Below are 22,328 nucleotides of genomic sequence, written 5' to 3'. Positions count from 1 at the left end.
GCCCTAATCGAGTCGATCCAGCATCGGCGGAATTTCCATGGAGCCCTCTCATGTCGCGCCCCTTCTCCCGCTGGTTGCCCAGCCTTTTACTGACCGCCGCCCTGCCCGTCATCGCTCACGCCGAAGAACCGGAATACGGCCCCGAGCTGCAAGGTTTCGACTACCCCTACACGCTCAAGCACTTCGCCTTTGAATCCCAGGGCCAATCCCTGCAAATGGGTTACATGGATGTTGCTGCCCACGGCAAGGCCAATGGTCGCAGCGTGGTGCTGATGCACGGCAAGAACTTCTGCGGCGCCACCTGGGACAGCTCGATCAAAGCCCTCAGCGACGCCGGCTACAGGGTCATCGCCCCGGACCAGATCGGCTTCTGTACCTCCAGCAAGCCGGCGCACTATCAGTACAGCTTCCAGCAACTGGCGACGAACACCCAGCAATTGCTCAAGACCCTGGGCATCCAGAAAGCCACCCTGCTGGGGCATTCCACCGGCGGCATGCTCGCCACGCGCTATGCCTTGCAATACCCCGAACAGGTCGAGCAACTGGCGCTGGTCAACCCCATCGACCTGGAAGACTGGAAAGCCCTCGGTGTGCCCTATCGTACCGTTGATCAATGGTACGAGCGTGAACTCAAGCTCAGCGCCGAGGGTATCCGCAACTACGAACGCACCACCTACTACGGCGGTCGCTGGAAACCGGAATTCGATCGCTGGGTCGACATGCTCGCCGGCCTGAACAAAGGCCTCGGGCATACGCAAGTCGCATGGAACTCGGCGCTGATCTACGACATGATCTTCACCCAACCGGTGTTTTACGAATTCCACAACCTGAAGATGCCGACCCTGCTGTTGATCGGTACGTCCGATACCACCGCCATCGGCAGTGACATCGCCCCGCCCGAGGTCAAGGCGAAGATCGGGCACTACGACGTCCTCGGCAAACAAGTGGCCAGGCTGATTCCCCAGTCCACGCTGGTCGAGTTCCCTGGCATGGGCCACGCGCCACAGATGGAAGAACCGGCACAATTCCACCAGGCCCTGCTCGCCTGGCTGAACAAGACCAACCCCGTGCATTGAAGAGGAAAGGCGGATGCCTGTGCAGATTGCAGTGATCGATGATTGGCAGGATGTGGCGCGGGACGTGGTGAACTGGTCGGCATTGGACAGCATTGGCCAGGTGAGTTTTCTCCATGACTACCCCGCCGACAACCAGCCCCTGGCAGAGCGCCTGGCCGGGTTTGAAGTGATCTGCGTGATGCGCGAGCGCACCCGGTTCGATGAGGACCTGCTGCGCCGCCTGCCGACGCTCAAGCTGCTGGTGACCGGCGGCATGCGCAATGCGGCCCTGGATCTGAAAGCCGCCGCTGCGCTGGGCATTTCGGTCAGCGGCACCGACAGCTACAAACACGCCGCGCCGGAACTGACCTGGGCGCTGATCATGGCCGCGACCCGCAACCTGGTGGTCGAAGCCAATGCCCTGCGTGCCGGCCAATGGCAACAAGGCCTGGGCGGCGACCTGCATGGCAAGACACTCGCCATCCTCGGTCTGGGCAGCATCGGCCAGCGTGTCGCGCAGTTCGGTCAGGTGTTCGGCATGCGCGTCATCGCCTGGAGTGAAAACCTCACCGCCGAACGTGCGGCGCAGGTCGGTGTGACCTGCGTCAGCAAGCAGGAACTGTTCGAACAGGCCGACGTGCTGTCGGTGCACCTGGTACTCAGCGAACGCAGTCGCGGTCTGGTGGACGCCCAGGCACTGGGCTGGATGAAACCCACGGCATTGCTGGTGAACACCGCTCGCGGCCCCATTGTCGATGAAGCGGCACTGATCAAGGCACTGCAGAAACAACGGCTGGCCGGTGCCGCCCTGGACGTCTTCGAGCAGGAGCCACTGCCCGCCCACCATCCGTTCCGGACCCTGGACAATGTGCTGGCGACGCCCCATGTCGGGTACGTGAGCCAGCAGAACTACCAGCTGTTTTTCTCGCAAATGATCGAGGACATTCAGGCATGGGCGGCGGGCGCTCCGATTCGTTTGCTGGGTTGATACTCCAATGTGTGCGAGCTTGCTCGCTCCCACAACGAATAATTGTTCAGGCTGCGGTGTTCTCATCACATCGACCTTGCGCTGCGTCCGGCGGGACGCGATCTGATCCGAAACCCGTGAACCTGTGGAGCAAAGCCCATGAATAATCGTTTTGCTGTTCTGATGACGCCAGTGTTGCTGAGCGTTGCGTTGTCCGGCTCCCTCGCCCTGGCCAACGGTGGTGGCGGGGACGACGACGCCCCCATCAGGCCCAACTGCCCCAAAGGCCAGGTGTTCGATAGTAAATCCAAGCGTTGCGTCCGCCAGACCAGCAGCCTGGTACCGGACGAAGACCGCACCAACTATGCCTATCGACTGGCCAAGGACGGACGTTACGAAGAAGCCTTGGCCCTGCTCGATACGCTGAAACAGCCAAATACCGCAAAAGCATTGAACTATCGCGGCTACGCCACGCGTAAACTGGGACGTACCGACGAAGGCATCGGCTATTACCTGCAATCGGTGAAACTCGACCCGCAGTACGCGCAGGTCCGCGAGTACCTCGGCGAAGCCTATGTGGTCAAAGGCCGGCTGGATCTTGCACAGGAGCAACTGCAGCAGATCAAATCCATCTGTGGCGGTACTCAATGCGAGGAGTACCAGGATCTGGCCGAAGCCATCGACGGGTCATCGAAAACCTGACAACCCGAGCGGACGGAGGTCGCCATCGCCAGCGATCAGGCAATACGAACGGAACTGAACCAGCATCTGGCGCGTTTATGGCGCTACGGCCTGCTGTTGTCCCGGCAACGGCATGTCGCCGATGACCTGGTGCAAGCCACCTGCGTGCGGGCGCTGGAACGGGCCGGGCAATACGTGCAGGGCACACGCATGGACCATTGGCTGCTGAGCATTCTGCATTCGATCTGGCTCAACGAAGTCCGCGCCCGGCGGGTGCGCCAGGGTCAGGGCCAGGTAGACGCCGATCAGGCCTTGTCGTTCGACGGTGAATCCGTGGCCCAGACCCACGTGTTGGCGGCACAGGTCATCCGTCGCGTCGATGCCCTGCCCGAAGCACAGCGCGAAACGGTGTTTCTCGCCTATGTCGAAGGCTTGTCCTACCGCGAAGTCGCCGAGGTGCTGCAAGTGCCCATCGGCACGGTCATGAGCCGCCTGGCCACTGCCCGGGCGAAACTGGCCGAGTATCCACCGTTGCACACGGTGCCCACCCCTAACCGAGGAGAACATTGATGAACACGATACCCTCGGACGAACAACTGGTGGCTTACCTCGACAACCACCTCGATACCGAGCAGCGCGCGCGCATCGACGCGGCCATCAGTGCCGATCCGATGCTCGGCCTGCGCCTGCAATGGCTCGATCGCAGCAGCCTGCCGTTCAAGGCCGCCTACGATGAACTGACCCGGCAGGCGCCGGTGGATCGCCTGCAAGCCATGCTCGCCACGCTGCCCTCACCCGCCCGCCCCGGGCTCAGTCGACGCTGGTTCCTGGCCGCCGCGGCCGGGCTGTTGGCCGGCGGCGTGCTGGCGGACCGTTTGTTCCTCGGCTGGCAAGCAAGCCGGCAGACACATAACTGGCGCGGCCTGGTGGCCGACTACATGGCGCTCTACGTGCCGGAAACCCTGGATCACTTGCCCGGCGATGAAGCCGCCCAACGGGCACAACTGCGCACCATCGATGCGCGCCTGGGCCTCAACCTCGCGCCGGCAAAACTGAGCCTGCCCCGTGCCGAGTTCAAGCGCGCGCAAATCCTCGAATACGACGGTGCGCCCATCGCCCAGATCACCTATCTCGATCCGGTGCACGGCCCCATGGCGCTGTGCGTCACCCGCTCCAACAGCGGCAGCCGCCATTTCGCCCGGGAACAGCGACGCGAGTTGAATATCGTGTATTGGGCTGACATGGAGCACGCCTGGATGCTGATCGGGCATCAGCCGATGGCGGATCTGGAGGAGATGGCGAAGACGTTGCGTAGTCGCCTCAGTACCTGAAAACCCTTGGCTCAACGCAGGCGCTGCGACAGCGCCTGCAAAGCGCGTCAGGCCAACGCCGGCAACCACAAGCGAAACCGCGCCCCGCCCAGCGGCGAGGCTTCCACCGTCAGCGTGCCGCCCTGAGCCTCCAACGCCCGGCGGCTGATCGCCAGTCCCAGCCCGAAGCCACCCGTGGCGCGGTCGCGGCTGCGGTCGAGGCGGTAGAAGGGTTCGAAGATCCGCTCGCGCTCGTCGTCCGGAATGCCGATGCCATCATCGTCGACCCAGATTTCACAGCCGCCGGTATAAACCTGAACCCCGATCTGAATACGCTTCTCGCAGTAGCGCATGGCGTTGCGCAGCAGGTTCTGCAAGGCACGGGCGGTCAAGCGCGGGTCCAGGCTGAAGCGTTCGAACTGGCCGTGGAGCAGCACGTCGATGACGATTTCCGGGGATTCCTGTTCATCGTCGACGCTGCCCAGAATGCTGTCGATGAACTCATCCAGCGACACCTCGACCTGCTCCGGCAGCCGCGCCGGGTTTTGCAGGCGGCTGTAGGACAGCAGCTCCAGCACCAATTCATCGAGTTCCCGAATGTGCGCCACCAGGCTCTGCAGGCGCTCGCGGCTGGCCGCCGGCAAGTCGTCGGACAGGGCCAGCGCCAGGCCGAAATCCAGGCGCGTCAGCGGCGTGCGCAACTCGTGGGACACCGCATTGAGCAAGTCCCGCTGCTGGTTGAGCAGGCTCTCGATGTCACCGGCCATGGTGTCGAACACACTGGCCAGGCTGCCGATGTTGGAACTCGGGGAGATTTGTGTGCGCTCGCCCAAGTGGCCCTTGCCAAAGCGTTCGGCCGCGCCCTTGAGGCGTTCCAGATCACGCCAGTGCGGGCGCAGCCACAGCAACAGGCACGCGAGCATGGTCGCGCCGATCAGGACGTTGATGCTCCAGTACAACAGGTTGACGTCCAGCGGATCCGGTGGCACGACCATTTGCACCACGGTGCGCTCATTGAGCGGCGCGACGGCCAGCGTGCGCCAGCCCCAGTCGCCCACGCGCACGACGTTCTCGCCGCGTTGCAAGCGCTGCTGTTCATCCGGTGTCAGGCTGCTGTCGTCATTGCTGCTGAGCACGATGTGCAGAGGAGAGAAGTCCTTGTCCATTTCAGCGGCCAGGGTCGGCCACTGTTCGGCCGGGACCCCGTGGAACTGTTTGACGATCAGCGTTTGCAGCCCACGGGAATAATCGAGGTTGTAGGTGACAAAGCGCTCGTGGAACACCTTGACCACCAGATCCGGCACCAGATAGATCGCGGCGCTGAACGAGACGATGGTCACCAGGTACAAACGAAAGAGGATTCTGAACATCGACTCAGCATTCCCATTCAGAACGGCTGAACAGGTAACCCTTGCCCCACACGGTCTTGATCTTGCGCGCCTCGCCGGCGTGGTCGTCGAACTTGCGCCGCAGCTTGGAAATCGCTACGTCCACCGAACGGTCGGTGCCGTTGAATTCGATGCCGCGCAGGCGTTGCAGGATCTGGTCGCGGCTCAGCACCTCACCCGCGTGCCGGGCCAGCACCACCAACAGGTTGTACTCGCCGCTGGACAGCTCCACCAATTGCTCGCGCCAGGTCACGGTGCGTTCGGACAAGTCGATGCACAGGTTGCCCATCAGAATGCGGTCGTTGGCGGTCTGCGGCTCGCTGAGGCTGCTGCGGCGCAGCAAGGTCCGCACCCGGGCCAGCAGCACCCGCGGCTCGCAGGGTTTGGTGACGTAGTCGTCGGCCCCCATTTCCAGGCCAAGGACCTGGTCGTGGCTGTCGTCGCGAGCAGTGAGCATCAGGATCGGCAAGGCCGCCGAATCGGCGCGCAGCAGGCGACAGACTTGCAGGCCGTCGAGGCCGGGCAGCATCAGGTCGAGGATCACCAGGTCCGGCGGATTGAGCCGCGCACGTTCGCGCACATGGTCACCGCGACCGATCACACTGACGGAATAACCGTTGCGTTCCAGGTAGCTGGCAATCAGTTCGGCGAGGGCGGTGTCGTCTTCGACCAGGAGGATGTTGGGCATGGGGTGTTTCCAGAAAGAGCTGTGACGTCCCCACCGGCCTCTTCGCGAGCAGGCTCGCTTCCACAGGGGACCGCATTTCAACTGTGGGAGCGAGCCTGCTCGCGAAGGCGGCCTGTAAGGCGCAATAGAAATCAAGGACTGAAGGATATACGCCCTCACTCGTCTCTGAGTAAAACCCTTACACAATTTCACACAGCACCAACAAAGCTTCACCGCTACCCTCGCCTTCGCCCAGTAGGATGCTGGGAGTCTTTATTGGGGTATTACATGTCGAAAAATCTGCTTGCCAGGCTCAGCCTGATTGCACTGGCGTTGACACTGGCCGCGTGTGACAAGTCCTCGAACGCCGAGGAACAGGCGCCGCTGGCCACGGTTCGCGTCGAGACCATCGAAGCGCGGCCACTGACCATCAGCAGCGAACTGAGCGGGCGGATTGCCGCGCCACGCATGGCCGAAGTGCGTGCCCGCGTGGCTGGCGTGGTCTTGCAGCGCACCTTCCGTGAAGGCAGTGACGTGAAACAGGGCGATGTGTTGTTCCGCATCGACCCGGCGCCGTTCAAGGCTGACCTGGATAGCGCCGAAGCGGCGTTGCGCAAGGCCGAAGCCAACGCGTTCCAGGCCAGGTTGCAGGAGCAACGCTACGCCCGGTTGATCGACGACAAGGCCATCAGCGGTCAGGACTACGACAACGCCCGGGCCAACGCCCGGCAGACCGCCGCCGACGTCGCCGGCAACAAGGCCGCGGTGGAGCGAGCCCGGTTGAACCTCGGTTACGCCACCGTCACCGCGCCGATTTCCGGGCGTATCGGTCGCGCGCTGGTCACCGAAGGCGCGCTGGTCGGGCAGAATGAAACCACGCCGCTGGCGCTGATCCAGCAACTGAACCCGATTCATGCCGACCTGACCCAGTCCACCCGCGAACTCAACGAACTGCGCCGCGCCTTCCGTTCCGGTCAGTTGCAGCAGGTCGGCCAGGATCAGGCCAAGGCCACGTTGATTCAGGATGACGGCAGCCTCTACCCGCTGCCGGGCAAGATGTTGTTCAGCGACATCACCGTCGACCCGGGCACCGGCCAGATCATCCTGCGCAGCGAGTTCCCCAACCCCGACCTCGACTTGCTGCCCGGCAGCTTCGTGCGCGTACGCCTGGAGCAGGCGGTCAACCAGCAGGGTATCAGCGTGCCGCAACGGGCCATCCAGCGTGACAGCGCCGGCATCGCTCAGGTGCTGCTGCTCGATGCCGAACAACGGGTCGGGCAGCAACCGGTCGAACTGGGCGCCGTGCAGAACGATCGCTGGATCGTCACCAGTGGCCTGAAAGCAGGCGACCGCATTGTCATCGAGGGCCTGCAGCACGCCCGCCCCGGCGAGAAAGTGCAGATCGACGACACCCCTCTTCCACTTGCCCAGGCGACTGGTCAGTAAGCAGGACGCTTTTTTATGCCGCAGTTCTTTATCGACCGCCCGGTGTTCGCCTGGGTGGTTGCCTTGTTCATCCTGCTGGCCGGTGCGCTGGCCATTCCGCAACTGCCGGTGGCGCAATACCCGGATGTTGCGCCACCACAAATCGAAATCTACGCCGTGTACCCGGGCGCTTCGGCACAAACCGTGGACGAGAGCGTGGTCAGCCTGATCGAGGAAGAACTCAACGGCGCCGATCACCTGTTGTACTTCGAATCCCAGAGCAGCCTGGGCAGCGCCACCATCAAGGCTACGTTCCAGCCGGGCACCAACCCGGAACTGGCTCAGGTGGACGTGCAGAACCGCCTTAAAGCCGTGGAGTCACGCCTGCCGCAAGCGGTGATCCAGCAAGGTTTGCAAGTGGAGAAAGTCTCCTCCGGCTTCCTGCTGCTGATCACCCTGACCTCCAGCGACGGCAAACTCGACGACGTGGCGCTCAGCGACTACCTGGCGCGCAACGTGATGAACGAGGTCAAGCGTCTGGACGGCGTCGGCAAGGCGCAGCTTTACGGCGCCGAACGGGCGATGCGGATCTGGATCGACCCGCAGAAACTACTCGCCTTCAACCTGACGCCGGCGGACGTCAACACCGCCATCGTCGCGCAAAACGCCCAGGTGTCGGCGGGCAGCATCGGCGATCTGCCGACCCGCACCACCCAGGAAATCACCGCGACCATTCTGGTCAAGGGCCAGCTCTCGACCCCCGAAGAATTTGCCGATATCGTCCTCAAGGCCAACCCGGACGGCTCGACCGTGCGCATCAGCGATGTGGCGCGGGTCGAGATCGGCAGCCAGGAATACCAGTTTTCCACGCGTCTGAACGGCAAGCCGTCAACCGCCGTCGCCGTGCAACTGTCGCCCGGCGCCAACGCCCTGAACACCGCGACCCTGGTGCGGGCAAAGATGGACGAACTCAAGCGCTATTTCCCGGCGAACGTCGAGTACAAGATTCCGTACGACACCTCGCCCTTCGTCAAAGTCTCGATCACCAAGGTGGTGTACACCCTCGGCGAGGCCATGCTGCTGGTGTTCGCGGTGATGTTCCTGTTCCTGCAGAACATCCGCTACACGCTGATTCCGACGCTGGTGGTACCGGTGGCGCTGATGGGCACCTTTGCGACGATGCTGGCGTTGGGGTTTTCGATCAACGTGCTGACCATGTTCGGCATGGTGCTGGCCATCGGCATTCTGGTGGACGACGCCATCGTGGTGGTGGAGAACGTCGAGCGGATCATGGCCACCGAGGGCTTGTCGCCCAAGGAGGCCACGCGCAAGGCCATGCAGCAGATCACCGGGGCCATCATCGGCATCACCCTGGTGCTGGTCGCAGTGTTCATTCCGATGGCGTTCATGCAGGGCTCGGTCGGGGTGATTTACCAGCAGTTCTCGCTGTCGATGGCCACCTCGATCCTGTTCTCGGCCTTCCTCGCCCTGACCTTGACCCCGGCCCTGTGCGCGACGCTGCTCAAGCCGATTGCCAAAGGCGAGCACCATGAAAAAACCGGATTCTTCGGCTGGTTCAACCGTCGCTTCGAGCAACTGACCACGCGCTATCAGGGTTGGGTGGCCTACGCGTTGAAACGCACAGGGCGCTACCTGCTGATCTACGGCGTGTTGCTGATCGGTCTGGGCCTGGCCTTCAGTCGCTTGCCCTCTTCGTTCCTGCCGGTGGAAGACCAGGGTTACACCATCACCGACATCCAGTTGCCGCCGGGTGCGAGCAAGAATCGCACGGTGCAGGTGGCCGAGCAGGTTGAAGCGCACAACGCCGGCGAGCCGGGTATTCGCGACAGCGTGGTGATTCTCGGGTTCAGCTTCTCCGGCAGCGGGCAGAATGCGGGGCTGGCGTTCAGCACGCTCAAGGACTGGTCCGAGCGAAGCAGCGACGACTCGGCGGCATCGATTGCCGACCGGGCCAACGTCGCCCTCAGCCAGATCAAGGACGCGGTGACCTTTGCCGTACTGCCGCCGCCCGTGGATGGCCTGGGTACGTCCAGCGGCTTCGAGTTCCGCCTGCAGGATCGCGGTGGCCTCGGTCATGAGAAGCTAATGGAAGCCCGCACCGGGTTACTCGCTGCGGCGGAAAAAAGCCCGATCCTGATGAACGTTCGCGAAAGCGCCCTGGCCGAGGCACCGCAGGTGCAACTGGTGGTCGACCGCAAGCAGGCCAACGCGCTGGGGGTGTCCTTTGCCGACGTCGGCAACGTGCTGTCCACGGCCGTGGGCTCGGCCTACATCAACGACTTCCCCAATCAGGGGCGGATGCAGCGCGTGGTGGTGCAGGCCGAGGGCGATCAACGCAGTCAAGTGGCTGACCTGCTGAAGATTCACGTGCGCAACACCCAAGAAAAAATGGTGCCCTTGTCGGCCTTTGTGCAAGCCAAGTGGACCCAGGGCCCGGCGCAGTTGACCCGCTACAACGGCTACCCGGCGATCAGCATTTCCGGTGAACCGACGCCAGGCCACAGCACCGGCGAGGCCATGGCCGAGATCGAGCGCCTGGTGGCGCAAGGCCCGGCGGGCCTGGGCCAGGAATGGACCGGGTTGTCGTTGCAGGAACGGTTATCCGGCAGCCAGGCACCGATCCTGCTCGGGCTGTCGCTGTTGATCGTATTCCTGTGCCTGGCGGCGTTGTACGAGAGCTGGTCGATCCCGACCTCGGTGCTGCTGGTGGTACCGCTGGGCGTGCTCGGCGCGGTGTTGGCCGTGACCTTGCGCGGGATGCCCAACGACGTGTTCTTCAAGGTCGGGCTGATCACCATCATCGGCCTGTCGGCTAAAAACGCGATCCTGATCATCGAGTTCGCCAAGAGCCTGTACGACGAAGGCCACGACCTGATCGACGCCACCCTGCAAGCCGCGCGCCTGCGGCTGCGACCGATTGTCATGACCTCCCTTGCGTTCATCCTCGGCGTGGTGCCATTGGCGATTGCCACCGGCGCCAGTTCGGCGAGCCAGCAAGCCATCGGCACCGGGGTGATCGGCGGGATGATCACCGCGACCCTGGCCGTGGTGTTCGTGCCGGTGTTTTTTGTGGTGGTGATGAAGCTGGTGCGCAAGCGACATAAAACCACCTGACCAAACATTGGTCCCTGTGGGAAACACTGGTCCCTGTAGGAGCGAGCCTGAACTGGTCAAGTAATCCCGGACACCGGTTACGGTGTTTATGCCGCTTTTTGCTCCATGGCTATTGGCGACAGATAGTTGTTGTAGCTGTGGAGCCTGGTGCGGTTGTAGTACATGAAGAAGCGCACCATATCGGTTTTTGCTTCCTCGATCTTGCTGTAACCACTGCGAGGCACCCATTCTGATTTCAGCGTGCCGAAAAACCGCTCTGTTGGAGCGTTGTCCCAGCACTGCCCGCGATGACTCATGCTTTGCAATATGTCACGACGCTTCAGTTCTTCTTGAAACTTGCGGCTGGTGTACTGACAGCCCTGATCCGAATGGAACATCAGTCCCGGAGGACACGTTCGAACCTCTGCTGCCATGCGTAGCGCCTTGCTGACCAAGTGGGCGTCATTGACCAGCGAAAACGCCCAGCCAATGACGCGGCGAGCAAACAAGTCGATCACGATGGCCAGATGAACCCAGCGTTTGCCCACCATCAAGCTGGTAACGTCGCCACACCAAACCTGATCGACTGCAGCCGGCTTGAAATTGCGCTTGAGCCGATTGGGCGCGACAAATGCTTCAACGCCTTTGGATCTGAATGGGTGAGGCTGACGTTGTTTACTGACAATGTTGGCCTCCCTCATCAGCACTCTGACAAGGCCTCTTCCGATCGCGATGTTTTGGGACTTCAGGTTCTTGCTGATCATTCTGGAACCCATGGCTTCCCGGCTTTCGCTGTGCAGTTCAACCACTTTCAGCTTGAGCTCTTCGCGTCTGATCCGCGGTTTGGCTCGCCGCTGAAGCCACTCATAAAAGCTGCTGCGCTTCACCTCGAAAACACGACACACAATGGCAGTCGGGAATGACTCTCTTAGTTCCGCAATCATCGAAAACGATCGGGATCCGACATCAAGAGAGCGGTAGCCTTTTTTAAGATCTCGGCTTCCATCTCCATGCGCTTGATCTTGGCCTTTAGTTCCTGGATCTGCCGTTGATCTTCGGTAATCGCCTTGGTGCCCTTGACGGGCTGTCCCTCGCGTTCCTTGCGAACCTGATCGACCCAGCGCCGTAAAGCGGTGGGCCCGATGTCCAGCGATGCACACACGTCTGGAACCGGGCAGTTATCATCAAGCACCATGCTGGCAGCATGCAGCTTGAATTCGCGGGTATAGACCTTTCTTTCGTTCATGGAACCTCCAAGTTGGCGAAATCATATCGCCCTTAAGAGGTGTCCGGAATTATTAGGCCAGTTCAGCCTGCTCGCGATGGCGGTGTGTCAGTCGATGACTATGTTGACTGTCAGTTCGCCATCGCGAGCAGGCTCGCTCCTACAAGGGATCTCTGTGACTTCAAGATTGGGGGTACCTGGGCTAAGGTGATTGCAAAGCCCCTACCTGTCGAGCCTCCATGTCCTTCCTCACCCGCACTCACCCTCGCCTGTCCGCCGCCATCCTGCTGGGCATCGCGGTGGGCATTCTGGTTCCGGCCGATTCGCCCATCCGCAAGATCCTCATCGGCTGGAATGCCGGCGTCTGGATCTATCTGTTGCTGATGCTGTGGCTCACCGTGCGATCGAAAGCGACCGACGTGAAACGCATCGCCGAAATCGAGGACGAAAATGCCGGGCTGGTGCTGGCGCTGGTGTGCATTGCGGCACTGGCCAGCCTCGCGACCATCACCTTCGAACTGGCCGGCAGCAAAGACCTGGAAACCACACGCAAGCTTTTGCACTACGGCTTCACCGCCCTGACCGTCATCGGCTCATGGCTGCTGATCGGGGTGATTTTCAGCGTGCACTACGCCAGGTTGTATTACACCTGGGGCGGCAAGGAACCGGCGCTGCGTTTTGCCGAAGGGCTGACGACCCCAAACTACTGGGACTTCCTGTACTTCTCGTTCACCATCGGCGTGGCGGTGCAAACCTCGGATGTCGGTGTCGCCACCCGGGGCATGCGCAAGATCGTGCTGGCCCAGTCGCTGATCGGGTTTCTGTTCAACACCGCCATTCTCGGGTTCTCGATCAACATCGCCGCAGGACTGTTCGCCTGATGACTGCACAAACGTTCTAGGCATCACCCACGGTGCGGGCGTTAAATAGTCCGGCAATCCGCCCCACAGGTGCCCCATGAGCGCTCACAACTGGATCGACCTGGCCCAGGATGCCGACACCGGCATCGAGACCCTGCGCGCGCATTTCGAAGGCCACGCCTACGACCCGCACTGGCATGACAGCTATCTGGTGGGCGTCACCGAGCAAGGGGTCCAGCAATTCAATTGCCGACGGGCCAGGCACCAGAGCACGCCGGGCAAGGTGTTTCTGCTGGAGCCCGGAGACATCCATGACGGCGAAGCACCGACCGCCGACGGTTTCACCTACCGCATGCTGTACCTCGACCCGCAATGGTTGCAACGCGAACTCAGCGCCGTGTTCGATCATGCCCCCGATAACAGCCAGCTGAGCTTCGCCGCCACCCTGGCCAGCGATGCGCGCCTGGCCCAGGCCACCAGCCTGGCGTTTGAGACCCTGCATCGCGGTGAACTGAGGATCGTCCGCCAGACCGCCCTCGACAGCTTGCTCGTATGTCTGACCAGCCACCTGCACTGGCGCGCCCGCGATGGCCAGGACCCGCGTCTGCCGCAGGTGGCACAAAAAGCCCGGGAATACCTGCATGCCAACGCGCAATACGACATCGGCCTCGATCAACTGGCCGCCGTCACCGGCGTCGATCGCTTCCGCCTGACCCGCGCGTTCAAGGCTGCCTATGGCATGGCGCCCCACGCGTATCTGGTGCAATTGCGCCTGGCCACCGCCCGCCGCCTGCTGGCCCGTGGCGAACAACCGGCAGCGGTGGCGATGGCGCTGGGCTTTGCCGACCAGAGCCATCTGGGACGCTGGTTCATGCGCGCCTACGGCCTGACGCCGGCGCTGTACCGCAAGCGCTGCTCAAATCTTCCAGACAGATAAGCCCGGGGATTGTGAAGATCGACTTCACTGATCTTCACCGGAGTTTGCCCACGATGCTGCCCTCGTTCCCGACGTTACTGCCTTTCCTGCTGTTTGCCTTCGTGGCCTCGATCACCCCCGGCCCGACCAACATCCTGGTGCTGAGCAACAGCGCTCGATACGGGTTGGGTGCGGCTGTACCGATCATACTCAGTGCCTGTGCCAGCGCCGCGACCCTGGTATTGCTGGTGGGCACGGGGATTGGCTCATCAATCAGCGCGTGGCCCACCGTACAAAGCGTCATGCAGTGGGCCGGTGTAGCGTGGCTGAGTTATCTGGCCTGGCAGATTTTCAGCGCCCCGGCTTCGGCCATTGCCGCCGGCAACAGCGAAGCACGTCTCGGCTGGGTGGGCGCCGCCAGCCTGCAACTGGTCAACCCAAAAACCTGGATGATGGCGCTGGCGGTGGTCAGCGTATTCGCCGGAGGTGGCGAGCATCGCGCCGTGCAGGTGGCGTATTTGGCGCTGGTGTTTTTTCTGGTTTCCCTGCCATGTCTCGCGGCCTGGGCCATGCTCGGTGCCGGTTCAAGCCGCTGGTTGCGCTCACCCCGTGCCATGCAACGCTTCAATCGCGGCATGGGCCTGCTGTTGCTGGGTTCTGCGTGGTTGAGCGTGTTGGCCTGAGCGCCACTTGTCGCTCATTATTCGACAATCAACCATCCGGGGCTTGACGGCGAAATGGCTTTTGGTGTCTTCTGAAACCGGTTTCAGTGTTATCTCATGATGCACGCAACCGTATAAATCCAATAAGAAGGTTTCAGACCGTGAATGACTTCTCCGCCGCCCAGCGCAGCCGCGTGACCATGCTCGACGTGGCCGAACACGCCAAGGTCTCCAAGGCCAGCGTTTCGCGGTTCATTGGCGATGATCGTGCCCTGCTCTCCGATGCCATTGCCCAACGCATCGAACAGGCAATCGCCGAACTCGGCTATCGCCCGAACCAGATGGCCCGAGGCCTGAAACGCGGACGCACTCGCCTGATCGGCATGCTGGTGGCGGATATCCGTAACCCTTATTCAATTGCCGTGATGCACGGGGTGGAAACCGCCTGCCGTCAACACGGCTATAGCCTGGTGGTGTGCAACACCGACCGCGACGACGAGCAAGAGCGCCAGCACCTGGCCCTGCTGCGCTCGTACAACATCGAAGGTCTGATCGTGAACACCCTCGGGCATCATCGTGACGAATTGCACGAACTGCACCGCGAAATGCCCCTGGTGCTGGTGGATCGCAAGGTGGAGCACCTTGAAAGCGATATGGTCGGGCTGAACAACCCGCAGGCCGTTGGCATGGCCCTTGACCACCTTGAAGAGCGCGGTTACTGCGATGTGTTGCTGGTGACTGAGCCGTTTGATGGCACCAGTTCGCGGATTGAGCGGGTCAACAGTTTCAAGGCGCAAATCGGGCAACGCCCGGCGCTTCGCGGCACGCACATCGAAACCGGCAACGAACTGACCGCACAATTGAAAGCCTTCCTCGACACGCCTGGCCCCGGCCCGAAAGCGCTGTTTTGCGCGAACGGGGTTGCGGCGCTAGCCAGTACCCATGCGTTGCGTGAACTCGAGTGCAACCTGTTCGATGACGTGGGCTTGATCGCCCTCGATGACCTGGATTGGTACCCGTTGGTGGGCAGCGGCATCACCGCCCTCGCGCAGCCGACCACCGTGATCGGCGCCAGTGCCTTTGAGTGTCTGCTCAAGCGGTTGCGCGGGGATGACGGGGCGGTGCGGACGCTGGATTTTTCGGCGCGGCTGGTTGTGCGGGGGTCGACCCTTGGGAATTTGCGTTGAATGTTAAGACGCCATCACGAGCAGGCTCGCTCCTACAGTGGATTTGTGAATATAGGCCCATTGTAGGAGTGAGCCTGCTCGCGATGGGGCCCTGACTAGCACCACAAAAAAATTTGAACAAAAATGAAACCGGTTTCAGAGGTAGAAAAACAATGAACACACCAGCCGTTTCCATCAGTCTTTCCAGCTACGGCGCAGACCTCGTGCGTCAACGCGGCCAGGGCAGCTTCATCGAGATTCTCGCCACCGCCGGTGCCACGCGCATTGAGTGGCGCGAAGAACTGCTGACCATCGAGGACCCCGCTCAACTGGCCGATGCTACACAAGCAGAGGGCCTGGAGAGCGTCTATTCGTCGCCCATGGAGCTCTGGCTGGCCGGGCAATCCAGACCCAATCCCGAACTGATCACCGCCCTGCAACGCGCCCGGGCGTTCGGCGCCAAATGGCTGAAGGTATCGCTGGGCTATTTCACCGACAACAGCGATCTGCCAACCCTCGCCCGGGTGCTGGGCGAAAGCGCCGTACAGTTGCTGGTGGAAAACGACCAGACCCTGCACGGCGGCCGCATTGAACCCTTCCAGCGTTTTTTCGCGCAGGTCGAGCAGCACCAGCTACCGATCAAAATGACCTTCGACATCGGCAACTGGCACTGGCAGGACCAGTCCGCCGCCAGCGCCGCGCGCTTGCTCGGGCGTCACGTCGGTTATGTGCACTGCAAAGCGGTCACGCGCCGAGCCGACGGCAAACTGGTCGCCATCCCGCCCGCCGCCAGTGACCTGCAACAGTGGGAACACCTGTTGCGGCACATGGCCCACGGCGTCATGCGGGCCGCGGAATATCCGCTGCAAGGCGATGACCTGGTGCAACTGACCACCGAACACGTTGCCGCCCTCGCCCGCCTCGGCCAGTCGCAACTGGAGAGCGCCCATGTCTGAGATCGATGTTCTGTCCTTCGGCGAGACCATGGCGATGTTCGTCGCCGAACAGGTGGGTGATCTGGCCAGCGTCGGCGCTTTCCACAAACGCATTGCCGGGGCTGACAGCAACGTCGCCATTGGCCTTTCCCGTCTGGGCTTCAACGTGGCATGGCTGAGCCGTGTCGGTGCCGATTCGTTGGGCCGGTTCGTGGTCGACGCCCTGGAAAAACAAGGCCTGGATTGCCGTCACGTCGACATCGACACCGCCCACCCGACCGGTTTTCAGCTCAAGTCACGCAACGATGATGGCATCGATCCGGTGGTCGAGTACTTCCGCCGTGGTTCGGCGGCCAGTCACCTGTCGCCACACTCGATCGTGCCCGAATTGCTCAAGGCCCGACACCTGCACGCCACCGGCATTCCCCCGGCGCTGTCGGAGTCGGCGCGGCAAATGTCGTTCGAGTTGATGACCCGCATGCGCGAGGCCGGGCGCAGTGTGTCCTTCGACCCGAACCTGCGCCCGAGCCTGTGGGCCAGCGAACGACAAATGATCACCGAGATCAACCGCCTCGCCGCCCTCGCCCATTGGGTGCTGCCGGGGTTGAGCGAAGGTCGCTTGCTCAGCGGTTTCGAAGACCCGGCCGACATCGCCGCCTTCTACCTCGACCAGGGCGCCGAAGCCGTGGTGATCAAGCTTGGCCCACACGGGGCTTTCTACCGCACACATCTTGATCAAGGTTTCGTGGCCGGCGTACCGGTGCAAACAGTGGTCGATACGGTGGGTGCCGGCGATGGTTTTGCCGTCGGCATGATCAGCGCGCTGTTGGAAAACCAAAGCGTTGTCGAGGCCGTGAAACGCGCCAACTGGATTGGCAGCCGTGCGGTGCAGAGCCGGGGGGATATGGAGGGGTTGCCGACCCGATCCGAAATGGTCAGCGAATTCGAGGCCGCCATCGCGAGCAAGCTCGCTCCTACAGAGGATTTGTGTCGAACCTAGATCCAATGTAGGAGCGAGCCTGCTCGCGATGAGGCCAATAAAGGCACCGAATATTCAAACCGTTACCTGCTGCGACAAAAACAACAAGCTCAGGAGCACCACCATGAAAACCGCAACGCTCGCCACCCGCCGCTGGTGGTACATCATGCCCATCGTGTTCATCACCTATAGCCTGGCGTATCTGGATCGCGCCAACTATGGGTTCGCCGCCGCGTCCGGTATGGCGGCGGACCTGATGATCACACCAGGCCTGTCGTCGATGCTCGGCGCGCTGTTCTTCCTCGGCTACTTTTTCTTCCAGGTACCCGGCGCGATCTACGCGCAGAAACACAGTGTGAAGAAACTGATTTTCGTCAGCCTGATCCTCTGGGGCAGCCTGGCGACGTTGACCGGGATTGTCTCCAATGCCTACTGGCTGATCGTCATCCGCTTCATGCTCGGCGTGGTCGAAGCGGCAGTGATGCCGGCGATGCTGATTTATCTATGCCACTGGTTCACCCGTGCCGAACGCTCCCGGGCCAACACTTTCCTGATCCTCGGCAACCCGGTGACCATGCTGTGGATGTCGGTGGTCTCGGGCTATCTGGTGCAGCATTACAGCTGGCGCTGGATGTTCATCGTCGAAGGGTTGCCAGCGGTGTTGTGGGCATTCATCTGGTGGCGTCTGGCCGATGATCGTCCGTCACAAGCCAAGTGGCTCGATGATCAGGAAAAACAGGACCTGGAAAGCGCACTGGCCGCCGAACAGGTCGGCATCAAGGCCGTGAAGAACTACGCAGAAGCGTTCCGTTCACCCAAAGTGATCATCCTGGCACTGCAGTTTTTCTGCTGGAGCATTGGCGTGTACGGCTTCGTGTTGTGGTTGCCGTCGATCCTCAAGGCCGGCGCGCAGATGGACATGGTCCAGGCCGGCTGGCTGTCGGCGCTGCCGTACCTGGCGGCGGTGATCGGCATGCTGCTGGTGTCCTGGGGGTCGGACAAGTTGCAAAAACGTAAGCGTTTCGTCTGGCCGCCACTGCTGATCGCCTCGATTGCCTTCTATGGTTCCTACGCCCTGGGTGCCGAACACTTCTGGTGGTCCTACACCCTGCTGGTAATTGCCGGCGCCTGCATGTACGCGCCCTATGGGCCGTTCTTCGCGATTATTCCGGAGATCCTTCCGGCCAACGTCGCCGGCGGCGCCATGGCGCTGATCAACAGCATGGGCGCCCTCGGTTCCTTTGGCGGCTCCTACCTGGTCGGGTACCTGAACAGCTCCACCGGCTCGCCCGGCGCCTCGTACCTGTTGATGAGCGGCGCGCTGATGTTCTCGGTGGTACTGACGATTTGCCTCAAGCCCGGCGCCAGTGATCGGGAGCGGCCCACGGCCACGGTAACGCGCACTGCCACGGCACATTCCTGAATTGAATTTGAGATCTCAACGATGAAAAAGCAGGTCGTCCTGTACAAGAAACTCTCGCCGCTGCTGATGGCTCGCCTGCACGAGCAGGCCGAAGTGACGCTGATCGAAAACCTTGGTGCCGAGGGTCTGGCCAAACTGCGCGATGCCCTGCCCCACGCCCATGGCTTGCTGGGTGCCAGCCTGAAACTGGATGCCGAACTGCTCGATCTGGCACCCGACCTTCAAGCCATTGCCAGCGTTTCGGTGGGTGTCGACAACTACGACATCGACTACCTGACCGAGCGGCGCATCCTGCTCAGCAACACGCCGGATGTATTGACAGAAACCACCGCCGACACCGGTTTCGCGCTGATTCTGGCAACGGCCCGGCGCGTTGTGGAATTGGCCAACATGATTCGCGAAGGCAAGTGGACCCGCAACATCGGCCCCATGCATTTCGGCAGCGATGTGCACGGCAAGACCCTGGGCATCATTGGCATGGGCCGCATTGGCGAAGCCCTCGCCCAGCGTGGGCATTTCGGGTTTGGCATGCCGGTGATCTATCACAGCCAGTCACCGAAACCTGCGGTGGGACAGCGTTTCAATGCGCACTATCGAAGCCTGCCGGAGCTGTTGCAACAGGCCGATTTCGTTTGCCTGACGTTGCCGCTGACCGCGCAAACCGAAGGGCTGATCGGCGCAGAACAGTTCGCCCTGATGCGTCCCGAGACCATCTTCATCAATATTTCACGAGGCAAGGTCGTGGACGAAGCCGCGCTGATCGAAGCCTTGCGCGCAGGCCAGATTCGCGCGGCGGGGCTGGATGTATTCGAACGCGAACCGTTGGATCAGGACTCGCCTTTGTTGCAGTTGAACAACGTGGTGGCGACACCACACATCGGCTCGGCCACCCATGAAACACGGGAGGCCATGGCCAAATGCGCGGTGGACAACCTGTTGGCGGCGCTGGCGGGTGAACGGCCGGCCAATCTGGTGAACGCAAAAGCGTGGAAGGCTTGAGGGATCAGGCACGGCGCGCGATCAGCAAATCCGCCGCGCATAATGCAATGCGCCGACAGGCATCGGCCAGTTTACGCTGGTCCACCACCAACCCGATGCGGATATGCCCCGCCGCACTCGGCCCGAAAGCTTCTCCGGCCAGCACCGACACGCCATAGCCTTCCAGTAGCATCTCGGCAAAGCGCTGGGCCGACAAACCGGTCTGGCGCACATCGACCATCACGAACATCCCGCCATCCGGGCGAATCGGCCTGAGGCCCGGGCATTGGCCCAGACTTGCACACACCAGGTCACGGCGCTGGCGATACTCCTCGCGCATCATCGCCACTTCGGGCAGGTCTTCATCCAATGCCAGTTGCGCGGCGTTCTGCACGAAATCCGGAATGCCGAACAGCATGCTCAACGACAGGTTCACCAGATGCTCGGCCATGGGTTTGGGCCCGACCACCCAGCCCACCCGCCAACCGCTCATGGCGTGGGACTTGGACAGGCTGTTGATCGTCGCCGTCCGCTCGGCCATGCCCGGTAGGCTCGCGGGGCTGATGTGCTCGCCCTCGTACAGCAGATCGCTGTAGACCTCATCGCTGATCAGCCACAAATCGTGACGAATGCACAGCGCTACCAGCTCCTGCCAGATCGCCAGTGACAAGCTGGCGCCGGATGGATTGTTCGGACTGTTGAGCAGGATGGCGCGAGTCTTTGGCGTGATCCGAGCCGCGACATCCGCCGGGGCGACGCGAAACCCGTTCTGCGGGTGCACTGGCACCGGGACCACTGTGGCCGCACAAGCGCCGATCACGCCCTCATAGGTCACGTACATCGGCTCGGCGACAATCACTTCATCGCCCGGATCGAGCAGGCATTGCGCCACCGAATACACCGCGCACTGCGCGCCCGGAAAGACGATCACATGTTCGGCGTCCACCACCTGACCACTGCGTTGCCGGTGCCGACGGGCGATGCTGTCGCGCAGTCCTCGACTGCCGCGCACTTCAGGATAGTGCGTATCACCGGCCAGCAGGCTGGCAATGGCGGCCTGGACGATGGGTTGCGGCGTATCGAAGTCCGGGTCGCCAATTGACAACAGCAGGACGTCGACGCCCTGTTCGCGCAATTGCAGCGCTCGATCGTGAATCTGCCAGGCCGCCGCTCCGTCACCGGCGATTCGTTGGGTCAAGGCTGAGTAGCGCATGTCTTTCTCCTGTCGCGCGGGTACTCCCAGCCACAACCCTATCTCAAATCACGAAACGCGCCACCATGGCGTTCAAAACATGGATAAGTCAGTGCTTGCGAACGGCCATCCGCCAGACGCGAGCGATATCGGTCGCCCGCTCACGCAGCAGGCGCGGGGCTTCGGCGCAGGCCTGTTCCAGGGTCATCGGTCCGCTCGCCAGGGCGAACGCGGCGTCGATGCCATGCTCATAGAGCGCCTGATAGCCGTCGCCCAGAGTGCCGGCGATGACGATGACCGGCACGCCTTGCTGGCTGGCGACACGCGCCACACCAAACGGCGTCTTGCCGCGCAGGGTTTGTGCATCGAAACGCCCTTCCCCGGTGATCACCAGATCGGCCCCTGCAACGGCGCCCGCCAAGCCCACGAGCTCGCCAACCACCTCGACCCCGGCCTTGAACTGCGCCCCCAGGAACGCTTTGGCGGCAAACCCCAGGCCACCCGCCGCGCCGCTTCCCGGTTCGTCGCGCACGTCGTTGTTCAAGGTGCTCGCGCAATGGTCGGCAAAGTGTCCGAGGGCGCGGTCCAGTGGCTCGACTTGCGCGGGCGAGGCGCCTTTTTGCGGGCCGAAGATCGCCGAGGCACCGTGGGGGCCGCACAGCGGGTTGTTGACGTCGGCGGCGATGTCGAAGCGGACCTGGGCCAGACGCGGATCGATATCGCTCAGGTCGACGCGGGCCAATTGCGCCAGGGCGAGGCCTCCCGGTGACAGCGTCTGCCCCTGGGCGTCGAGCAATTTCACGCCCAAGGCCTGCATGGCACCGGCGCCGCCGTCATTGGTCGCACTGCCGCCAATCGCCAGGATCACCCGTTGCGCACCGGCATCCAGCGCGGCGCGGATCAGTTGCCCGGTACCGAAGGTGCTGCTGATGCACGCATCCCGTTGCGCCACCGGGACCAATTGCAAACCGCTGGCCTCGGCCATTTCGATGATCGCGGTGTGGCTATCGGGCAACCAGCCCCAAGCGGCACTCACCGTAGCCCCCAGAGGCCCACGCACCTCATTGCGGCGCAGCTCGCCATCGCACGCCGCAAGAATCGACTCGACAGTCCCTTCCCCGCCGTCGGCCATCGGGCATTTGATCAGTTGGGCATCGGGCCAGACCTGCGCCAATCCCAATGCAATGGCATCGGCCACGCCTTGGGCGCTGAGGCTGTCCTTGAACGAGTCGGGGGCGATCACGATTTTCATGGGAATTCTCCAGTTCCAATGTCCACATGCTGCCAGCCGCCATGAACAATAACGCCGGGCCGCTGCACAAGCGGTGTTGAGGATTATTGTTCATTTCCACAACTGTGGGAGCGAGCCTGCTCGCGATGGCGGT

The 22,328-nt window shown here is 62.2% G+C and carries 21 protein-coding genes; 15 read left to right on the top strand and 6 right to left on the bottom strand.

Features of this window, described 5'->3' with window-relative positions:
* The first annotated feature begins 50 nt into the window (after positions 1–50).
* The 5 genes from AC3ITA_RS12995 (at position 51) to AC3ITA_RS12975 (ending at position 4,034) form a co-directional block, all read left to right on the top strand.
* Positions 51–1,076 carry an alpha/beta fold hydrolase gene (locus AC3ITA_RS12995; protein WP_489280537.1) on the top strand — a complete coding sequence of 342 codons (1,026 nt, stop codon included), beginning with the start codon at positions 51–53 and terminating at the stop codon, positions 1,074–1,076.
* Positions 1,077–1,089: 13 nt separating this feature from the next.
* Positions 1,090–2,043 carry a D-2-hydroxyacid dehydrogenase family protein gene (locus AC3ITA_RS12990; RefSeq protein WP_489280535.1) on the top strand — a complete coding sequence of 318 codons (954 nt, stop codon included), beginning with the start codon at positions 1,090–1,092 and terminating at the stop codon, positions 2,041–2,043.
* A gap of 138 nt (positions 2,044–2,181) precedes the next feature.
* Positions 2,182–2,724, top strand: a complete 543-nt coding sequence (locus tag AC3ITA_RS12985; protein WP_095946426.1) for a tetratricopeptide repeat protein — start codon at positions 2,182–2,184, stop codon at positions 2,722–2,724.
* Between the two features lie 66 nt (positions 2,725–2,790).
* Positions 2,791–3,273: an RNA polymerase sigma factor gene (locus tag AC3ITA_RS12980; RefSeq protein WP_412072631.1), complete on the top strand. Its 483-nt coding sequence runs from the start codon at positions 2,791–2,793 to the stop codon at positions 3,271–3,273.
* On the top strand, positions 3,273–4,034 hold the full coding sequence (locus tag AC3ITA_RS12975) for an anti-sigma factor family protein (RefSeq protein WP_489280533.1): 762 nt from the start codon (positions 3,273–3,275) through the stop codon (positions 4,032–4,034). The genes AC3ITA_RS12980 and AC3ITA_RS12975 overlap by 1 nt, the downstream gene beginning before the upstream one ends.
* 47 nt (positions 4,035–4,081) lie before the next feature.
* Here AC3ITA_RS12975 and AC3ITA_RS12970 read toward each other — a convergent pair whose 3' ends face one another.
* The gene (locus AC3ITA_RS12970) at positions 4,082–5,383 is read right to left on the bottom strand and encodes an ATP-binding protein (protein ID WP_150673943.1); all 1,302 of its coding nucleotides are present in this window, start codon (positions 5,381–5,383) and stop codon (positions 4,082–4,084) included.
* A gap of 4 nt (positions 5,384–5,387) precedes the next feature.
* Entirely contained in the window at positions 5,388–6,089 is a 702-nt protein-coding gene (locus AC3ITA_RS12965; RefSeq protein WP_095945088.1) for a response regulator, read from the bottom strand.
* A 267-nt stretch (positions 6,090–6,356) separates the two neighbouring features.
* Between AC3ITA_RS12965 and AC3ITA_RS12960 the strand changes: the two genes are divergently transcribed.
* Together AC3ITA_RS12960 and AC3ITA_RS12955 are read left to right on the top strand one after the other, a co-directional pair.
* Positions 6,357–7,514: an efflux RND transporter periplasmic adaptor subunit gene (locus tag AC3ITA_RS12960; RefSeq protein WP_095945087.1), complete on the top strand. Its 1,158-nt coding sequence runs from the start codon at positions 6,357–6,359 to the stop codon at positions 7,512–7,514.
* 15 nt (positions 7,515–7,529) lie between these two features.
* Complete coding sequence (locus tag AC3ITA_RS12955) at positions 7,530–10,628, top strand: multidrug efflux RND transporter permease subunit (protein ID WP_489280531.1); 3,099 nt, start codon at positions 7,530–7,532, stop codon at positions 10,626–10,628.
* 86 nt (positions 10,629–10,714) lie between these two features.
* Here AC3ITA_RS12955 and AC3ITA_RS12950 read toward each other — a convergent pair whose 3' ends face one another.
* On the bottom strand, positions 10,715–11,551 hold the full coding sequence (locus tag AC3ITA_RS12950; protein ID WP_489277972.1) for an IS3 family transposase: 837 nt from the start codon (positions 11,549–11,551) through the stop codon (positions 10,715–10,717).
* Positions 11,548–11,853 (bottom strand): IS3 family transposase, encoded by a 306-nt coding sequence (locus tag AC3ITA_RS12945; protein WP_008047186.1) that lies wholly within the window; start codon positions 11,851–11,853, stop codon positions 11,548–11,550. Before AC3ITA_RS12945 ends, AC3ITA_RS12950 begins: the two co-directional genes overlap by 4 nt.
* Positions 11,854–12,071: 218 nt before the next feature.
* On the opposite strand from AC3ITA_RS12945, the gene AC3ITA_RS12940 reads away from it, so the two are divergent.
* From AC3ITA_RS12940 to AC3ITA_RS12905, 8 genes are all read left to right on the top strand, one after another.
* Positions 12,072–12,713: a DUF1345 domain-containing protein gene (locus AC3ITA_RS12940; RefSeq protein WP_150673945.1), complete on the top strand. Its 642-nt coding sequence runs from the start codon at positions 12,072–12,074 to the stop codon at positions 12,711–12,713.
* A gap of 76 nt (positions 12,714–12,789) precedes the next feature.
* Positions 12,790–13,629 carry an AraC family transcriptional regulator gene (locus tag AC3ITA_RS12935; protein WP_095945084.1) on the top strand — a complete coding sequence of 280 codons (840 nt, stop codon included), beginning with the start codon at positions 12,790–12,792 and terminating at the stop codon, positions 13,627–13,629.
* 53 nt (positions 13,630–13,682) lie between these two features.
* Complete coding sequence (locus AC3ITA_RS12930) at positions 13,683–14,291, top strand: LysE family translocator (protein WP_489280528.1); 609 nt, start codon at positions 13,683–13,685, stop codon at positions 14,289–14,291.
* A gap of 140 nt (positions 14,292–14,431) precedes the next feature.
* The gene (locus AC3ITA_RS12925; RefSeq protein WP_489280526.1) at positions 14,432–15,457 is read left to right on the top strand and encodes a LacI family DNA-binding transcriptional regulator; all 1,026 of its coding nucleotides are present in this window, start codon (positions 14,432–14,434) and stop codon (positions 15,455–15,457) included.
* A 152-nt stretch (positions 15,458–15,609) separates the two neighbouring features.
* Complete coding sequence (locus AC3ITA_RS12920) at positions 15,610–16,392, top strand: sugar phosphate isomerase/epimerase family protein (RefSeq protein WP_489280524.1); 783 nt, start codon at positions 15,610–15,612, stop codon at positions 16,390–16,392.
* The gene (locus AC3ITA_RS12915; protein ID WP_489280523.1) at positions 16,385–17,371 is read left to right on the top strand and encodes a sugar kinase; all 987 of its coding nucleotides are present in this window, start codon (positions 16,385–16,387) and stop codon (positions 17,369–17,371) included. Before AC3ITA_RS12920 ends, AC3ITA_RS12915 begins: the two co-directional genes overlap by 8 nt.
* Positions 17,372–17,474: 103 nt before the next feature.
* Positions 17,475–18,773: an MFS transporter gene (locus tag AC3ITA_RS12910; protein WP_095945079.1), complete on the top strand. Its 1,299-nt coding sequence runs from the start codon at positions 17,475–17,477 to the stop codon at positions 18,771–18,773.
* Between the two features lie 21 nt (positions 18,774–18,794).
* Positions 18,795–19,772: a 2-hydroxyacid dehydrogenase gene (locus AC3ITA_RS12905; protein ID WP_414927558.1), complete on the top strand. Its 978-nt coding sequence runs from the start codon at positions 18,795–18,797 to the stop codon at positions 19,770–19,772.
* A 4-nt stretch (positions 19,773–19,776) separates the two neighbouring features.
* On the opposite strand, the gene AC3ITA_RS12900 is transcribed toward AC3ITA_RS12905, so the two are convergent.
* The gene (locus AC3ITA_RS12900; RefSeq protein WP_489280520.1) at positions 19,777–20,964 is read right to left on the bottom strand and encodes a pyridoxal phosphate-dependent aminotransferase; all 1,188 of its coding nucleotides are present in this window, start codon (positions 20,962–20,964) and stop codon (positions 19,777–19,779) included.
* An 88-nt stretch (positions 20,965–21,052) separates the two neighbouring features.
* Complete coding sequence (locus AC3ITA_RS12895; protein ID WP_095945076.1) at positions 21,053–22,195, bottom strand: glycerate kinase; 1,143 nt, start codon at positions 22,193–22,195, stop codon at positions 21,053–21,055.
* Positions 22,196–22,328 lie beyond the last annotated feature (133 nt).

The sequence above is a fragment of the Pseudomonas sp. GL_090 genome (assembly GCF_057837765.1).
The sequence above is the reverse complement of the archived record's forward strand: the minus strand, read 5'-3'. Positions and strand labels throughout refer to the sequence as shown.

Coding starts and splice junctions, on each gene's coding strand:
- AC3ITA_RS12965 (WP_095945088.1), bottom strand. CDS start 6,089: ATGCCCAACATCCTCCTGGTCGAAGACGACACCGCCCTCGCCGAACTG.
- AC3ITA_RS12960 (WP_095945087.1), top strand. CDS start 6,357: ATGTCGAAAAATCTGCTTGCCAGGCTCAGCCTGATTGCACTGGCGTTG.
- AC3ITA_RS12990 (WP_489280535.1), top strand. CDS start 1,090: ATGCCTGTGCAGATTGCAGTGATCGATGATTGGCAGGATGTGGCGCGG.
- AC3ITA_RS12945 (WP_008047186.1), bottom strand. CDS start 11,853: ATGAACGAAAGAAAGGTCTATACCCGCGAATTCAAGCTGCATGCTGCC.
- AC3ITA_RS12895 (WP_095945076.1), bottom strand. CDS start 22,195: ATGAAAATCGTGATCGCCCCCGACTCGTTCAAGGACAGCCTCAGCGCC.
- AC3ITA_RS12935 (WP_095945084.1), top strand. CDS start 12,790: ATGAGCGCTCACAACTGGATCGACCTGGCCCAGGATGCCGACACCGGC.
- AC3ITA_RS12900 (WP_489280520.1), bottom strand. CDS start 20,964: ATGCGCTACTCAGCCTTGACCCAACGAATCGCCGGTGACGGAGCGGCG.
- AC3ITA_RS12940 (WP_150673945.1), top strand. CDS start 12,072: ATGTCCTTCCTCACCCGCACTCACCCTCGCCTGTCCGCCGCCATCCTG.
- AC3ITA_RS12920 (WP_489280524.1), top strand. CDS start 15,610: ATGAACACACCAGCCGTTTCCATCAGTCTTTCCAGCTACGGCGCAGAC.
- AC3ITA_RS12905 (WP_414927558.1), top strand. CDS start 18,795: ATGAAAAAGCAGGTCGTCCTGTACAAGAAACTCTCGCCGCTGCTGATG.
- AC3ITA_RS12970 (WP_150673943.1), bottom strand. CDS start 5,383: ATGTTCAGAATCCTCTTTCGTTTGTACCTGGTGACCATCGTCTCGTTC.
- AC3ITA_RS12930 (WP_489280528.1), top strand. CDS start 13,683: ATGCTGCCCTCGTTCCCGACGTTACTGCCTTTCCTGCTGTTTGCCTTC.
- AC3ITA_RS12950 (WP_489277972.1), bottom strand. CDS start 11,551: ATGATTGCGGAACTAAGAGAGTCATTCCCGACTGCCATTGTGTGTCGT.
- AC3ITA_RS12995 (WP_489280537.1), top strand. CDS start 51: ATGTCGCGCCCCTTCTCCCGCTGGTTGCCCAGCCTTTTACTGACCGCC.
- AC3ITA_RS12985 (WP_095946426.1), top strand. CDS start 2,182: ATGAATAATCGTTTTGCTGTTCTGATGACGCCAGTGTTGCTGAGCGTT.
- AC3ITA_RS12915 (WP_489280523.1), top strand. CDS start 16,385: ATGTCTGAGATCGATGTTCTGTCCTTCGGCGAGACCATGGCGATGTTC.
- AC3ITA_RS12955 (WP_489280531.1), top strand. CDS start 7,530: ATGCCGCAGTTCTTTATCGACCGCCCGGTGTTCGCCTGGGTGGTTGCC.
- AC3ITA_RS12910 (WP_095945079.1), top strand. CDS start 17,475: ATGAAAACCGCAACGCTCGCCACCCGCCGCTGGTGGTACATCATGCCC.
- AC3ITA_RS12975 (WP_489280533.1), top strand. CDS start 3,273: ATGAACACGATACCCTCGGACGAACAACTGGTGGCTTACCTCGACAAC.